This window comes from Vibrio sp. D420a (genome assembly GCF_030248625.1).
Lineage (GTDB): Bacteria > Pseudomonadota > Gammaproteobacteria > Enterobacterales > Vibrionaceae > Vibrio > Vibrio fortis_A.
Genome location: NZ_JAHGAN010000032.1, coordinates 1 through 15,223, shown reverse-complemented (window position 1 = coordinate 15,223; position 15,223 = coordinate 1). Strand labels below are relative to the sequence as shown.

General features: G+C 45.1%; 14 protein-coding genes and 1 pseudogene. All 15 read left to right on the top strand.

Features of this window, described 5'->3' with window-relative positions:
* The first annotated feature begins 38 nt into the window (after positions 1-38).
* Entirely contained in the window at positions 39-965 is a 927-nt protein-coding gene (locus KI743_RS19960) for a chemotaxis protein CheV (RefSeq protein WP_150895526.1), read from the top strand.
* 13 nt (positions 966-978) lie between these two features.
* Positions 979-1,809 carry a protein-glutamate O-methyltransferase gene (locus tag KI743_RS19955; RefSeq protein ID WP_032550122.1) on the top strand — a complete coding sequence of 277 codons (831 nt, stop codon included), beginning with the start codon at positions 979-981 and terminating at the stop codon, positions 1,807-1,809.
* A gap of 245 nt (positions 1,810-2,054) precedes the next feature.
* Complete coding sequence (flgB, locus tag KI743_RS19950) at positions 2,055-2,450, top strand: flagellar basal body rod protein FlgB (RefSeq protein WP_004736175.1); 396 nt, start codon at positions 2,055-2,057, stop codon at positions 2,448-2,450.
* A gap of 4 nt (positions 2,451-2,454) precedes the next feature.
* Entirely contained in the window at positions 2,455-2,868 is a 414-nt protein-coding gene (gene flgC, locus KI743_RS19945; RefSeq protein WP_032550123.1) for a flagellar basal body rod protein FlgC, read from the top strand.
* 17 nt (positions 2,869-2,885) lie between these two features.
* Entirely contained in the window at positions 2,886-3,593 is a 708-nt protein-coding gene (gene flgD / locus KI743_RS19940) for a flagellar hook assembly protein FlgD (protein WP_150895522.1), read from the top strand.
* A gap of 49 nt (positions 3,594-3,642) precedes the next feature.
* Positions 3,643-4,947, top strand: a complete 1,305-nt coding sequence (gene flgE, locus KI743_RS19935) for a flagellar hook protein FlgE (protein WP_032550125.1) — start codon at positions 3,643-3,645, stop codon at positions 4,945-4,947.
* 253 nt (positions 4,948-5,200) lie between these two features.
* Positions 5,201-5,950: a flagellar basal body rod protein FlgF gene (locus KI743_RS19930; RefSeq protein ID WP_150871411.1), complete on the top strand. Its 750-nt coding sequence runs from the start codon at positions 5,201-5,203 to the stop codon at positions 5,948-5,950.
* A 21-nt stretch (positions 5,951-5,971) separates the two neighbouring features.
* Positions 5,972-6,760, top strand: coding sequence for a flagellar basal-body rod protein FlgG (flgG, locus tag KI743_RS19925; RefSeq protein WP_032550127.1), 789 nt, complete (start codon positions 5,972-5,974; stop codon positions 6,758-6,760).
* 55 nt (positions 6,761-6,815) lie between these two features.
* Positions 6,816-7,592 carry a flagellar basal body L-ring protein FlgH gene (gene flgH, locus KI743_RS19920; protein ID WP_150871414.1) on the top strand — a complete coding sequence of 259 codons (777 nt, stop codon included), beginning with the start codon at positions 6,816-6,818 and terminating at the stop codon, positions 7,590-7,592.
* A 96-nt stretch (positions 7,593-7,688) separates the two neighbouring features.
* Positions 7,689-8,780, top strand: coding sequence for a flagellar basal body P-ring protein FlgI (locus KI743_RS19915; RefSeq protein ID WP_032550129.1), 1,092 nt, complete (start codon positions 7,689-7,691; stop codon positions 8,778-8,780).
* A 10-nt stretch (positions 8,781-8,790) separates the two neighbouring features.
* Entirely contained in the window at positions 8,791-9,708 is a 918-nt protein-coding gene (gene flgJ, locus KI743_RS19910; protein ID WP_285467884.1) for a flagellar assembly peptidoglycan hydrolase FlgJ, read from the top strand.
* Positions 9,709-9,894: 186 nt separating this feature from the next.
* Positions 9,895-11,775, top strand: coding sequence for a flagellar hook-associated protein FlgK (gene flgK, locus KI743_RS19905; protein WP_032550131.1), 1,881 nt, complete (start codon positions 9,895-9,897; stop codon positions 11,773-11,775).
* 12 nt (positions 11,776-11,787) lie between these two features.
* Positions 11,788-12,981: a flagellar hook-associated protein FlgL gene (gene flgL, locus KI743_RS19900; protein ID WP_032550132.1), complete on the top strand. Its 1,194-nt coding sequence runs from the start codon at positions 11,788-11,790 to the stop codon at positions 12,979-12,981.
* 400 nt (positions 12,982-13,381) lie between these two features.
* Positions 13,382-14,521, top strand: coding sequence for a flagellin (locus KI743_RS19895; RefSeq protein WP_032550133.1), 1,140 nt, complete (start codon positions 13,382-13,384; stop codon positions 14,519-14,521).
* Positions 14,522-15,087: 566 nt separating this feature from the next.
* Positions 15,088-15,223, top strand: a pseudogene (locus tag KI743_RS19890) (flagellin); the annotation flags it as partial.

Genomic DNA, 15,223 nt, shown 5'->3' with positions numbered 1-15,223 from the left:
ACTTTTTAATCAAAAAAGTTTGATATGGAGATGCGCTCATGACGGGTATTCTGGATTCAGTGAATCAGCGTACGCAACTCGTCGGTCAAAACCGATTAGAATTACTAACCTTTCGCCTAATGGGGCGTCAGCGCTATGGTATTAACGTATTTAAGGTTAAAGAAGTACTACAGTGTCCTAAGCTGACTTCAATGCCAAACTTAAACCCGCTGGTTAAGGGTGTTGCGCACATTCGTGGTCAAACCATCTCAGTTATTGACTTAAGCTTAGCTATTGGCGGTCGCCCAACAACAGACGTAGAAAAGTGTTTTGTTGTAATTTCTGAGTTTAACCGTACTATTCAAGGTTTCTTGGTGAGCTCTGTTGAGCGTATTATCAACATGCACTGGGAATCTATCTTGCCGCCACCTGATGGCGCAGGTAAAGCGAACTACCTGACTGCGGTAACGAACATCGATAATGAACTGGTTGAAATTCTCGATGTCGAGAAAATTCTTGCAGAGATCTCTCCTGTTGATGAAACAATGGACAGCAAAATTGCTGAAGAGATTGCAGAAGTTGAGCAAGAGAAACCACTTGTTCGACGCATTCTCATTGCGGATGACTCTACCGTTGCTCGTAAGCAGGTACAGCGCGCAATCGAGTCTATCGGCTTCGAAGTTATTGCCGTTAAAGATGGTAAAGAAGCGTACGAGAAGCTGATGCAGATGTCGGCTGAAGGCAGTATTTACGACCAGATCTCTCTCGTTATTTCGGATATCGAGATGCCAGAGATGGACGGCTATACACTGACTGCAGAAATTCGCCGCCATGCAGAACTAAAAGACTTGTATGTAATTTTACACTCTTCGTTGAGTGGCGTATTTAACCAGGCCATGGTTGAGCGTGTGGGTGCAAACTCATTCATCGCGAAATTTAACCCAGATGAGCTTGGTTCAGCGGTGAAGTCCGCATTAACTAAATAGAAAAGAGACATTAATGACTGCTATAACAATTAGTGATCAAGAGTATCGTGATTTTAGCCGCTTTTTAGAATCTCAATGTGGCATTGTACTCGGTGATAGCAAGCAATATCTTGTACGCAGTCGCCTTAGTCCTTTAGTTGCAAAGTTTAAACTGGCGTCTCTGTCAGATCTATTGAGAGATGTAGTAACGGGTAGAAACCGCGAGTTGCGCGTGGCGGCTGTAGATGCCATGACGACCAACGAGACACTTTGGTTCCGAGATACTTACCCGTTTGCCGTGCTTGCGGATAAACTCCTTCCGGAAATAGCGGCAAATAAGCGTCCAATTAAGATTTGGTCTGCGGCAAGCTCTTCTGGTCAAGAACCGTACTCAATGGCAATGACAGTGCTTGAGACTCAAGCACGTAAGCCGGGTATGCTGCCAAATGTTTCGATCACAGCAACAGACATCTCTGCGAGCATGCTCGATATGTGTCGTGCTGGTATCTATGACAATCTTGCGTTAGGCCGTGGTCTGTCGCCTGAACGTCGCCGTACCTTCTTTGAAGACGCGGGCGATGGTCGTATGAAGGTAAAAGATAATGTGAAGCGTATGGTTAACTTCCGTCCGCAAAACCTAATGGACAGCTACGCGCTGTTAGGTAAATTCGACATTATCTTCTGTCGTAACGTACTGATTTATTTCTCGCCAGACATGAAGTCTAAAGTGTTAAACCAGATGGCTAACAGCCTTAACCCTGGTGGCTACTTACTGTTGGGTGCGTCTGAGTCTTTGACTGGTCTGACAGACCGTTTTGAGATGGTTCGCTGTAACCCCGGCATCATCTATAAGCTCAAGTCGTAACAACAGTAAAGACATTCCAGTTTTTCTTATCAAACCCAGCCATCGTGCTGGGTTTTCTTTTTTGTCTCGCTCGGTATATCTTTAGATCAGAGTGACATTCCAATTTACTCTATTCTTGGCTTGTATATTGCAAGTTTAACAGCGAGTGACCGATAAAAAGCATTCATTGTTCTATTGGCTTTAAAAGTTGGTATACATATTGCTTTGGTTATTTCATAACAGTCAGTTCTTGAGTTGAGGTTTACATGGCTATTTCTTTTGACAACGCATTAGGCATTCACCAGCACACAGTTGGTGTACGTGAGCGCAACGCTGAGGTGCTTTCCACCAATATCGCGCAAGCAAACACGCCTGGCTATAAAGCAAAAGGATTAGACTTTAAAAAATCACTGCAGGCGGCAAGTTCTGGGGCAAGCATTGGTCTTAGCCGCACGGACGGTCGGCATATTTCTGCCTCAACGACGGTGAATGGGGAAACTAAGTATCGTATTCCTACTCAACCTGATACAGGAGATGGCAACACGGTGGATTTGGATTTAGAACGAAACTTGTTCATGCAAAACCAAATCAGGCATCAAGCCTCTCTAGACTTCTTAGGAAGTAAATTCAAGAACTTAACTAAAGCGATTAAAGGGGAATAATTAGATGAGCTTATTTAATGTATTCAATGTGACTGGTTCTGCGATGAGTGCTGAATCTGTTCGTCTAAACACGACCTCAAGTAACCTAGCTAACGCGGACAGTGTAAGTAGCTCAGCTGATGAGACTTACAAGGCACGTCATGCTGTGTTCGGCGCTGAGTTGAGTAAGGCACGCAATAGCGGTCATACCGTGCCGGTGAAAGTATTAGGTATCGTAGAAAGCGATAAGCCGCTTAGCGCGGAGTACAACCCAGATCACCCATTAGCAAACGACGAAGGCTACATCTACAAGCCAAACGTTAATGTTATGGAAGAGATGGCAAACATGATTTCAGCTTCACGTGCGTACCAAACAAACGTACAGGTTGCTGACTCGAGTAAACAAATGCTGCTGCGTACGCTGCAGATGGGTCAATAAGGATAAGGAGGTAGCATATGGCCGGAATCAATAATGTTGGTCAAAGCGGCTTGTCCTATGTTGATCAGCTTAAAAATCTTCAAGACAGCAAAAAGCCTGATGAAACAACAGGTAAGCAAGATCTTAAACAAGAAGACTTCTTATCGTTATTGACCAAGCAGCTTGCTCAGCAAGACCCTTTTAAGCCGGTCAGCAATGACCAGATGATTGCGCAAATGGCTTCATTTGCGACCGTAGATGGCATTGGCAAGATGAATACTCAGTTTGAAAGCTTGAATTCATCAATGACATCTAACCAAGCACTTCAGGCCTCATCTTTAGTAGGGCGTGATGTGTTAGTTCCTGGCGCGGCAGGTGTGAAACCCGGCGATGGCGGCATGGCGGCAATGGTAAAACTTCCTCAAGCTATGGATAACTTAATGATCCGTGTTGAGAACGAAGTGGGCCAATTGGTCCGTACCTTTGATGTCGGCTCTAAGCCTGCAGGTGACACACGTGTTGAATGGGACGGAAAAGACGAAGACGGCAACCCATTGCCTGCTGGTAAATACAACGTGAAAGCGGCTGGTTTACTGGATGGCGAGAGCGCAGAGTTCCAAGTATCAACATATGCGAATGTGAACAGTGTGCTTCTTGGCAAAGGTGATGGCAACGTACTACTCAATCTGGCTGGTTTCACATCGCCAGTACGACTTGCTGAAGTACTAGAAGTTGGCAAAGCGTAGCTCTAGATAGAGTGAATATGCTAGCTAGATAGATTAGGAGAATATTGGAATGTCATATGTAGCTTTAAGCGGTCTATCCGCAGCTCAATTAGATCTGAACACAACAAGTAACAACATTGCGAACGCAAACACATTTGGCTTTAAAGAGTCGCGTGCGGAGTTTGGTGATGTTTACTCAAGCTCTCTATTTACGAACGGCAAAACCACTCCAGGTGGCGGTGCTCAAGCAAATAAAGTGGCGCAGCAGTTCCATGAAGGTTCAAGTATTTATACGAACAACCCAATGGATTTACGTGTAAGTGGCACAGGCTTCTTCGCTGTGGCAAAAGACCGCATGGTACCTGAGATTAACGAACTAACACGAAATGGCGCATTTCACCTAAACAAAGATAACTACATGGTTACTTCTAACGATGAGTTTCTTCTAGGTTACGATGTTGATCCAAACTCGGGTGAAGTTCTTTCTTACGCACCGAAGCCACTGTCTATTCCAGCTGAATTTGGTAAGCCAAAACAGACTGAAAACATTGAAGTAGGTGTAAACCTGCCTGCAAACGGTGATCTTAAAGACCCAGCTGCATTTAACTTCAATGATGCAGATACCTACAACCGTGCGACCTCTTCAACGGTCTACGACTCTATGGGTCAGTCTTACAAGCTAACCACTTACTACTTAAAAGACCAAACCCAGCCGAACACATGGCAGACTTACTACACTATGACTGATAGTGAAGGCGAGAAGCCATTGAACATTGCTGGTGGTGATGCGACAAACGCGACAGGCCATGTTGGTCACACTATGCGCTTTAACAACGACGGTACTCTTGCGAGCCTAAACAACGGTCAACCAATTGTGTCGGAAGCGTTAGGTGCGGGTGCTGTACCGATGAACCTAAACGGCGCGGACGTTACTCAAACACTGAACTTTGGTCTAGACTCTTCGACGCAGTTTGCGGCACCGTTTGAATTGACGAAATTCGATGAAGACGGCGCGACAACAGGCTTCCTAACTAAGGTCGACTTCGATGAGTACGGTAGTGTTCTAGGTACATACTCAAACGGCGAAAACGTAATGCTAGGTCGTGTTGGTCTAGTGCGTGTTCCTAACGAGCAAGGCCTAGATAAAAAGGGTGGCACTCAGTGGGATTCTACTAACTACTCAGGTGATAAAATCTGGGGTGAATCGAACAAGGGTTCATTTGGTGGCATCAACAACGGTTCACTAGAGCAATCGAACATCGATATGACTCAAGAGCTAGTGGATCTGATTTCTGCTCAACGTAACTTCCAAGCGAACTCGCGTTCTCTAGAAGTTCACAACCAACTACAGCAAAATATTCTTCAGATTCGTTAATACCTTCTTGGTCTGAATCATCTGCGAATACCCAATTCAATCCGTTTGAATTGGGTATTGTTGCTTGCCTATCTATTTGCCGCCTCAATTGCCGCGCGGTAACGTTTGTTCTTGCCACCCCCTGGCAGAAAGGATCACTTTGATCTCTGTAATTCCTTTTTATCGACTTAAAACATTGATTATAAACATCATTTCATAGTTGGCACAGTGATTGCTTTATTGGCTCTAGATAATGATTTTTTGGAGCAAAATTATGGATCGCGCACTGTTTTTAGCCATGAGTGGCGCAAAGCAAAATATGCAAGCTTTGCAGCTACGTGCCAACAACCTCGCTAACGTAAGTACAACAGGCTTTCGTGCTGACCTAGCACAAGCTCGTTCAATGCAAGCGTACGGTGAAGGTATGCCAACACGTGTCTTCAGCATGACAGAGCGCCCTGGTCATAATTTTGAACAAGGCAGCGTTGTGACGACCGGCCGTGATTTAGACGTAACCATTCAAGGTGATGGCTGGATTTCAGTGATGGATAATTCAGGTCGTGAAGGTCTAACCCGTAACGGTAATCTCAAGATCGACCAAAACGGTCTACTGACTAACGGCAGTGGTCATCTCGTTCTTGGTGAAAACGACGCACCTATTACCCTACCAATTCCATTAAGCAAAGTAGAAATTGGTACAGACGGTACGATTTCGGTGATTCCTCAAGGCGCTCCAGCTGAAGAACTTGCCGTTGTTGATCGTATTAAATTGGTTCGCCCAGATAATCAAACTCTATTTAAAGATACGAATGGTCTTTTCCGTTCGAAAAACCCAGATCAGGCATACGAAGCTGATGCAGCCGTTACGCTGCTGACTGGTGCCATCGAAGGCAGTAACGTGAATGCCGTCGGTGAGATGACAAGCTTGATTGACCTACAGCGTCAATTTGAAATGCAAGTCAAGATGATGAGCACAGCAGAAGAGATGGACAAGTCGTCTGATTCACTGCTTCGTATGAGCTAATAGAATTTAAAGGAAATTACTATGCATCCAGCATTATGGGTAAGTAAAACTGGTTTAGACGCCCAACAAACCAATATCTCAACAATTTCGAACAACCTTGCCAACGCATCAACGGTTGGCTTCAAAAAGAGCCGTGCTGTATTTGAAGATTTGTTCTATCAAAATATTAATCAACCGGGTGGTCAATCGTCTCAAAACACTGAATTGCCAAGTGGCTTGATGTTGGGTGCGGGTTCCAAAGTGGTAGCAACGCAAAAAGTGCACACTCACGGTAACGCACAAACGACAACCAACAGCCTAGACATGATGATTGAAGGTGATGGTTTCTTCCAAGTTGAAATGCCAGATGGTGAGACAGGTTATAGCCGTAATGGTCAGTTTACATTGAATGGTGACGGCGCAATCGTAACTTCGGGTCAGGGTTACCCGCTACAACCTGAAATTGTTATTCCTGAAGATGCAATTTCGATTACTGTCGGTAACGATGGTGAAGTTTCAGTACGTATTCGTGGTGAGCAGAACAACGTTGTCGTTGGTCAGATTACGATCACTGACTTTGTAAACCCTGGTGGTCTTGAGCCAGTTGGTCAAAACCTTTACCTACCAACGGGCGCAAGTGGTGACCCACAAGAGGGGGTACCGGGTTTTGACGGCCTAGGTAACATTCGTCAATCAATGTTGGAAACCTCTAACGTAAACGTAACCGAAGAGCTGGTAAACATGATTGAAGCTCAGCGTGTATACGAAATGAACTCAAAAGTTATCTCGTCAGTAGACAAGATGATGAGCTTTGTTAACCAACAACTTTAATCGTTAGATTAAGTAACGTGTAATTGTCCCTACTGCTGACTAAGAGAGTATCACCATGAAACGTATTTTTTGTTTAGCCCTGTTAGCTTCGATGACCGGTTGTACCATGTTGGATCCTATCGAAACGCCAGAACAAGAAAATGCCACGACCGTGGTCGATGCGGTAGAGGGTGATAAGTCGAGTGATGAGAGCTCTGGTATCGTGGATACACTACGTGGTCGCACCGACCCAGTCGCGGGCGATCCTGCTTGGGCTCCAATTCACCCTAAGCAAAAACCAGAACATTACGCAGCAGCGACCGGTTCTCTATTTAACGTGAACCATATCGGCAGCATGTACGATGACTCTAAGCCACGCGGTATCGGCGATATCATTACAGTGGCACTTGATGAGAACACGCGTGCGACCAAAAAAGCCAACGCAGACATGTCTAAGTCGAATGACTCTTCAATGGAGCCATTGGCTGTAGGTGGACAAGAGCTGACTATTGATAAATACAACTTCTCTTACGATTTAAGCAACACCAACACCTTTGCTGGTGATGCATCGGCTAACCAAAGTAACAGCATCAGCGGCTACATTACGGTGGAAGTGATTGAAGTGTTGGCTAACGGTAACCTAGTGGTGCGTGGTGAGAAATGGATGACGCTGAACACTGGTGATGAATACATCCGCCTAAGCGGCACTATCCGCCCGGACGATATTGGCTTTGATAACACCATCGCTTCGAACCGTGTTTCCAATGCTCGAATTCAATATTCTGGTACTGGCGTACAACAAGATATGCAAGAGCCTGGATTCTTGGCACGATTTTTTAATGTAGCTCTATAGCGATAATCACAGTGCCGATTGTTTGACCATTAACGAGCGGCATTGGATTTAGAAGAAACTTAATATAAATCAGAGCAATAGAGACAGGTTACTCCCATGAAAAAGCTAGCACTTGTACTTTTCGGCATGTTATTTCTTGCCACCACTGCTCATGCCGCTCGTATCAAAGACGTGGCAAAAGTTGCAGGTGTTCGTAGTAACCAGTTGGTTGGCTATGGTTTGGTAACGGGTTTGCCGGGTACTGGCGAAACAACACCCTTTACAGATCAAACATTTAACGCGATGCTGCAAAACTTTGGCATCCAATTGCCACCCGGCACTAAGCCAAAAACGAAAAATGTGGCAGCGGTAATCGTTACTGCCGAGCTTCCTGCTTTCTCTAAGCAAGGTCAAACCGTTGACGTTACTGTTTCTTCTATCGGCTCAGCAAAAAGCCTACGTGGAGGTACGCTACTGCAAACTTTCCTGAAAGGTCTTGATGGGCAAGTGTATGCCGTCGCACAAGGTAACCTAGTCGTGAGCGGTTTCAGTGCTCAAGGTAACGATGGTTCTAAGATTGTCGGTAACAACCCGAACGTCGGTATCATTTCAAGTGGTGCGACAGTTGAACAAGAAATCCCAACTCCGTTTGGTCGTGGCGACTACATTACCTTTAACCTAATTGAATCTGATTTCACTACTGCACAGCGCATGGCTGATGCGGTAAACAACTTCCTTGGGCCACAGATGGCATCCGCTGTAGACGCGACTTCAGTGCGAGTTCGTGCACCGCGTGAGATTAGCCAACGTGTTGCTTTCCTATCTGCGATTGAAAATGTTGAGTTCGACCCAGCAGAAGGTTCAGCAAAGATCATCGTTAACTCTCGTACAGGTACCATTGTTGTTGGTAAGCACGTGCGCCTGCGCTCTGCGGCTGTAACTCACGGTGGTATGACGGTAGCGATTAAAGAGAATTTAAACGTTAGTCAGCCAAATGGATTCTCTGGCGGACAAACCGTTGTTGTTCCAGACTCAGACATCGAAGTCACGGAAGGTGACGGCAAGATGTTTAAGTTTGAACCTGGCCTGACTCTGGACGACCTTGTAAGAGCGGTCAACGAAGTGGGTGCGGCTCCTTCTGATTTAATGGCAATCCTTCAAGCACTGAAACAAGCGGGTGCGATTGAAGGTCAGTTGATCATTATCTAAGGAGTGGGTCATGATTAAGAACAACAACGACATCGGTTTTATTCACGACATCGGCAGTCTTGATCGACTTCGTCAGCAAGCGGTCAATGGTGAAGAGGGCAGTGAGCAAGAAGCACTTAAAGCAGCAGCAAAACAGTTTGAATCTATTTTTACCTCTATGCTGTTTAAGTCGATGCGTGATGCCAACTCTAGTTTCAAGTCAGACATGCTCAACAGCCAGAATGAACAATTTTATCGTCAGATGCTTGATGACCAGATGTCGAGTGAGTTAAGTGCATCGGGTTCGCTAGGTTTGGCGGATATGATTGTCGCTCAGCTTAGTGCAGGACAAGGTACAGACCAACAGGAATCGAAAGTGCGCCAAGAAGGGTTTGACCCAGAGCTTGAGCGTCCTAAGTACTCTAAGAAAGTTGATAGAACAGAACGTCCAGAGAGTGTGGCAAAAGTGGCGGCACAACCTGTTTCGTTCGACTCGCCAGAATCTTTCGTCACTTCAATGAGTCCGTATGCTGAAAAAGCAGCGCGTGCTCTGGGTGTCGACTCTTCACTGCTTCTTGCTCAAGCCGCTCTAGAAACAGGTTGGGGCTCTAAGATGGTGAAAAACTCTTTGGGTAACAGTAACAACCTATTTAACATCAAGGCTGACAGAAGCTGGAAAGGCGATAAGGTAGCGACTCAAACCCTAGAGTTCCACGGAAAAACAGCGGTGAAAGAGCAAGCTTCATTCCGTTCATACGCTAACTTTGAAGAGAGCTTTAACGACTACGTGAAATTCCTAAATGAGAACCCACGTTACCAAACAGCACTTCAGCATCAAGGCAGCTCAGAAAACTTTATCAAAGGCATTCATAGCGCAGGATACGCAACTGACCCTAACTACGCCGACAAAGTGTTGAGAGTTAAAGCTAAGATCGACCAGATGAACTAGATTCACAAAGAGCTCGCCAATTGGCGGGCTCTTCTTTTATGTGTTTCTATTTTCCTATCTATGACTCACCTCTCTATCATCGATTCCCTTCTTTTAGCTCTTGATAATTAGCTTGGCACGTAAATTGCTTTTTAGACGTAAGGTTAATCAGTTTTTGCTGATTTTATTAGGTTTTTTGGGGGCATTATGGCGTCAGATCTGTTGAATGTAGGTACACAAAGTGTGCTTACCGCTCAAAGACAGTTAAACACCACAGGTCATAACATTTCTAACGCGAATACAGAGGGTTATAGCCGACAATCTGTGATTCAAGGTGTTAATGATCCGCGCCAATACGGTGGCCAAACCTATGGCATGGGCGTGCATGTGGAAAATGTTCGCCGCTCTTGGGATCAGTTTGCCGTTAATGAGTTAAACCTGTCGACAACTAATGCCGCTAATAAGAATGACACCCAAAGTAACATCGACATGCTCTCGGGTATGTTGTCGTCTACAGCCTCTAAAAAAATTCCAGAGAATATGAACGAGTGGTTCGACTCGATCAAAACCCTGTCTGATACACCGAATGATATAGGTGCTCGTAAAGTAGTACTCGAGAAGGCGGGGATCATTTCTCAGACCCTTAATGAATTCCATGAAACGATTCGTCAGCAGTCGGATGTTGCCAACAAAAAATTGGACATGGGTATCGAACGTGTTAACCAACTTGCAATCGAAATTCGTGATGTTCAGCGTCTGATGATGCGTACTCCAGGTCCACATAATGACCTGCGCGACCAGCATGAAAAGCTGATCAATGAGCTATCTGGATACACCAAAGTAACGGTAACACCACGCTCAAATGCAGAAGGTTTCAACGTGCATATTGGTAACGGTCATACCTTAGTTTCAGGTAGTGAGGCGAGCCAGTTGAAGTTGGTTGATGGTCTGCCTGATGCCCATCAACGACGCTTGGCGATTGTTGAAGGCAAGGCGATAAAGCCGATTACTAGCGCAGATATCGACGGCAAAATTGGTTCGATGCTGGATATGCGTGACGAACACATTCCAGAGGTGATGGACGAGTTAGGCCGTATGGCTACAGCGCTCTCTTATCATGTCAACGAACTACAAAGCCAAGGTCTAGACCTTAACGGTAATGTTGGTCGCAATTTATTTACTGATGTGAACTCAGAGCTGGTGGCGAAATCGCGCGTAGTGACGAGCGGCAATTCGCAAGCCGATGTGGCGGTGTTCATTGATAACACCAATGCGCTTAAAGGTGGTGAGTACGGATTAAAGTACGACGGCAGTGATTATGTGGTCACCAAGCCGAGCGGTGAAACCGTTAAAGTTACCACTGACTCGAGTGGCAGTGCTTTCTACCTAGATGGTATGCGTGTTGAGATCCGCAATCCACCTGAATTAGGTGAAAAGGTTCTACTGCGACCAACGCGCAGTTTTGCTGCACAGATGCAAATTGAAAGCAATGATCCTAAAGATATTGCCGCACAGAGCTATGAAGCCTCGACAACTTTTGCCCAAGGTGATGCGGAATTTAAGATCCTTGCCGCAGGACAACTACGTGAATTTGAGGTGATTGTCTCGCCACGTGGTGAACAATTTGCGGTGACGGACACCAAAGGCAATGTATTGATGCAGCCACAGCCGTATCCACCATCTGGTCCAGTGACCGTAATGGGGACGACTTTTGAACTGACACCTGGTGCCATCGCCAACGATAAGTTTACCGCTAACCTTGTTCCCTCAGAAGGTGATAACGGCAACCTGCGGAAAATGCAGGACATTCAGACTAACAAGTCGTTGGATGAAGGTGAGTCGACTCTGCTTGATACCTATCACAACCTGAATACCAATACAGGTTTGAAGGCGTCGACCGCTAATCGTCTTAGTGAGATTGCGACGTTAGAAAAGCAGTCAGCACAAGAACGAATTGCTTCTATATCTGGAGTGAATCTAGATGAAGAAGCGGCAAACATGATGAAGTTTCAACAAGCCTACATGGCATCGTCGCGCATTATGCAGGCGGCAAATGAAACCTTCGATACCATCTTGGCCCTAAGGTAATAGGAGGGAACCATGTTAACTCGTATCTCCAGTTTCCATAATTACCAATCGGTTCAGAATGACCTGCGTCGTCAAGAGAACAAGGTGCATCATAACCAAGCACAATTGGCGTCGGGTAAAAAATTGCAGTCACCTAGTGATGATCCACTTGCGACTCACTACTTGCAGAATATCGGGCAACAGTCTGAACAGCTTAAGCAGTATGTAGATGCCATTACTTTGGTGAGAAACCGCTTGGAGCACCACGAAGTGCTGATCTCTAACTCTGAAGGCTTTGCTGATGAAGCGAAACGTACAGTGATGGAGATGATCAACGGTGCGTTGTCTCCAGAAGACCGCTTGGCAAAACAGCGTGAGCTGCAAGAGATTGCCAACAACTTTTTATACATGGCGAACTCGCAAGATGAGTCGGGTAACTACACCTTTGCTGGAACTAAGCTTAAGAATCAGCCTTTCTTTCGTGACAATGAAGGTAACGTGATTTACGGCGGTGATGACTATCAACGCAAGATGCGCGTGGCCAGTAGTTTTGAAATGCCAATGAACGATCCGGGCAGCAAGCTGTTCATGGAGATCGACAACCCATTTGGTGACTACAAACCGACGTATGAGTTGCAGTCAGCATCTGAACTGCTTCTAGAGCGTGCGACAAATAGTGAGTTCCAGGATCCTGCGACCTACAAAGTCACTTTCGTTGATATGCAGAACGGCAAGTACGCTTATCAACTAGAGAAAGATGGCAGTGTTGTTGCGGCAAAAGATTTTGATCCAACCGAAGGGATTAAATACGAAGGCCTACACATTGAGTTGCGCGGTCAAATCACTAAGGGTGATTCGATTGTGCTTGAGCCAAGAGAGAGCTTTTCGATATTTGATACCTTTCGTGATGCTGCAGCATTAGCAGAGTCGTCGGTTTCTGACTCATCTGCGACTGCACAGCTGCATCAGGCAACAGAAGAGTTTCACGCTGCTTTTATCCATTTAACTAAGGCTCGCACAGATGTTGGTGCGCGTTTGAATACACTGGATATTCAAGAGCAGCAACATGAGGACTTCAAGTTGTCACTGGCGAAAGCCAAAAGTAACTTTGAAGATTTGGACTATTCAAAGGCAATTATTGAGTTCAATGAGAACTCTCGTGCACTGCAGGCTTCTCAGCAAGCCTTTGGTAAAACGAAAGATTTGACCCTGTTTAATTACATCTAACGTTTGTTCGTATGAATTGAGCCCTGCTTTATGCCTTATGTGCAATGCCGTAAGTGCGAGAGGGTTCTAAAAATTGCCGCTTTCTTACTCGTTTTGAAATGTAAGCAATGTAAGCGGCAAAAAGCGGCAACACACAGGTTAGAGAGATTACATAACAATAATCTATAGGTTAAGTAGACGATTAGGTTATTTTTAAGTGATTGTTTTTGAATGAAATAAATTTATTTTTCGTCAATTTAAAAATTGGCACACAACTTGTATCTATGTAAGTCAGAAATGATTTATACAGGTCTTAAACCCTAACTTAGGGTTTAGCAAGTAATATACGGTCAGTGCTTATCCATATGAGAGTAAAGCTGGCCGCTTCGCAGAAAGCTTGCGAACTCATAAGGAGAGCAAAATGGCAGTTAATGTAAGTACTAACGTTTCCGCAATGACAGCGCAGCGTTATTTGAATAAAGCGTCTAATGACCTCGCAACTTCAATGGAGCGTTTGTCATCAGGCCATAAGATCAACAGCGCAAAAGATGATGCGGCAGGTCTGCAGATCTCTAACCGCCTAACGGCACAGTCGCGTGGTCTTGATGTGGCAATGCGAAATGCTAATGACGGTATCTCGATTGCTCAAACGGCTGAAGGTGCAATGAATGAGTCTACTAACGTTCTACAACGTATGCGTGACTTGGCAATCCAATCTTCAAACGGTACTAACACGGCTGCTGAACGTACAGCACTGAATGAAGAGTCTATGGCTCTTCAAGATGAGCTTAACCGTATTGCTGAAACAACTTCATTTGGTGGTCGTCGACTACTAAACGGTTCGTTCGGTGAGGCGTCTTTCCAGATCGGTTCTAACTCTGGTGAAGCGATGATCATGGCGTTGACCAGCATCCGTGCTGATGACTTCCGCATGGGTGGTACGACGTTTGACTCAGAGAACGGCAAAGACAAGAACTGGGAAGTACCAGCAGATGCTCGTGACCTTAAGCTTGAATTCGTAACCAAGTCTGGTGAAGAAGTGAAGCTTGAGCTGATGACCAAATCAGGTGATGACATCGAAGAGCTAGCGACATACATCAATGGTCAGTCTGACTTGATCAATGCGTCGGTAACTGATGACGGTCGTCTACAAGTGTTTGTTGCTGAACCGGATCTACAACAAGGTTCTATGTCTATCTCTGGTGGCTTGGCTTCTGAGCTAGGTCTTAAGAGTGAAGGTCGTCAAACGACGGTACAAGACATTGACCTAATGACGGTTGCTGGCTCACAGAATGCAATCAGCATCATCGATTCAGCTCTGACTTACGTTGATTCACAGCGTTCTGATCTGGGTGCGAAGCAAAACCGTCTAAGCCACAGTATTAACAACTTGGCGAACGTACAAGAAAACGTAGATGCGTCTAACAGCCGCATCAAAGATACCGATTTTGCGAAAGAGACAACGCAAATGACGAAATCTCAAATTCTGCAACAAGCAGGTACTTCAATACTTGCTCAAGCAAAACAGTTGCCTAACTCTGCAATGTCACTATTGCAATAGTTATTGGTTGACCTTGCTGTTCGTGTCCAGACGTGGGCCATACAGCAAGGAAAACTGGCAAGCATACTTACTATTGAGTGTTTAGCTCTCTCATCTCTCACCTGCTTCACATTTTTACGGTAAGGATGCAACGGTAAGTCAGAATGTGTTCATTTCTCGATGATCTCCACACAGGCTCTGGCCACCACCTAGCCCCAGTTCTCTCAAAGGAAAAGGGGCTTTTTCCTTTCTAGCGTTCCTGTTTTTCCCCTTTTAGCTTTCCTGATTTTTAACATACTCCACTCATTTTCTTTCTGAATCCTGACCCTGTCAAAATTTCTCTGGTTAAAAATTGCACGATCATTAAACGTCTCTTTTCTTAAATTTGCCCAAAATCCACCTTTGAAGTGCCCAATAGTTGAACTCTTCTAATTTTCAAACGCGAACTTTAGATCTTTGTAGAATAAAGAGATCTTGTTTATCCATTTGTTTTTATTGGGTTTATTAAATTATTTGGTTTTTTTTGAAGTTTTTTCTAAAGCTATACAAATTCGCGCCGTTATTAAAAGTAACTTTGAGAGAACTACTTGGTTTTCCGAGACGTCGGAAACCGCAACACCGGAAAATCAATTGGAGAAATCACCATGGCAGTGAATGTAAATACCAACGTTTCAGCAATGACTGCGCAACGTTACCTAAACAATGCAAACAGCGCTCAACAGA

What these genes read in the sequence shown, in the direction of transcription:
- flgG (WP_032550127.1), top strand. Translation starts at nt 5,972, where the DNA reads ATGCATCCAGCATTATGGGTAAGTAAAACTGGTTTAGACGCCCAACAA.
- KI743_RS19930 (WP_150871411.1), top strand. Translation starts at nt 5,201, where the DNA reads ATGGATCGCGCACTGTTTTTAGCCATGAGTGGCGCAAAGCAAAATATG.
- flgD (WP_150895522.1), top strand. Translation starts at nt 2,886, where the DNA reads ATGGCCGGAATCAATAATGTTGGTCAAAGCGGCTTGTCCTATGTTGAT.
- flgE (WP_032550125.1), top strand. Translation starts at nt 3,643, where the DNA reads ATGTCATATGTAGCTTTAAGCGGTCTATCCGCAGCTCAATTAGATCTG.
- flgC (WP_032550123.1), top strand. Translation starts at nt 2,455, where the DNA reads ATGAGCTTATTTAATGTATTCAATGTGACTGGTTCTGCGATGAGTGCT.
- KI743_RS19915 (WP_032550129.1), top strand. Translation starts at nt 7,689, where the DNA reads ATGAAAAAGCTAGCACTTGTACTTTTCGGCATGTTATTTCTTGCCACC.
- KI743_RS19955 (WP_032550122.1), top strand. Translation starts at nt 979, where the DNA reads ATGACTGCTATAACAATTAGTGATCAAGAGTATCGTGATTTTAGCCGC.
- KI743_RS19960 (WP_150895526.1), top strand. Translation starts at nt 39, where the DNA reads ATGACGGGTATTCTGGATTCAGTGAATCAGCGTACGCAACTCGTCGGT.
- flgB (WP_004736175.1), top strand. Translation starts at nt 2,055, where the DNA reads ATGGCTATTTCTTTTGACAACGCATTAGGCATTCACCAGCACACAGTT.
- flgK (WP_032550131.1), top strand. Translation starts at nt 9,895, where the DNA reads ATGGCGTCAGATCTGTTGAATGTAGGTACACAAAGTGTGCTTACCGCT.
- flgH (WP_150871414.1), top strand. Translation starts at nt 6,816, where the DNA reads ATGAAACGTATTTTTTGTTTAGCCCTGTTAGCTTCGATGACCGGTTGT.
- KI743_RS19895 (WP_032550133.1), top strand. Translation starts at nt 13,382, where the DNA reads ATGGCAGTTAATGTAAGTACTAACGTTTCCGCAATGACAGCGCAGCGT.
- flgJ (WP_285467884.1), top strand. Translation starts at nt 8,791, where the DNA reads ATGATTAAGAACAACAACGACATCGGTTTTATTCACGACATCGGCAGT.
- flgL (WP_032550132.1), top strand. Translation starts at nt 11,788, where the DNA reads ATGTTAACTCGTATCTCCAGTTTCCATAATTACCAATCGGTTCAGAAT.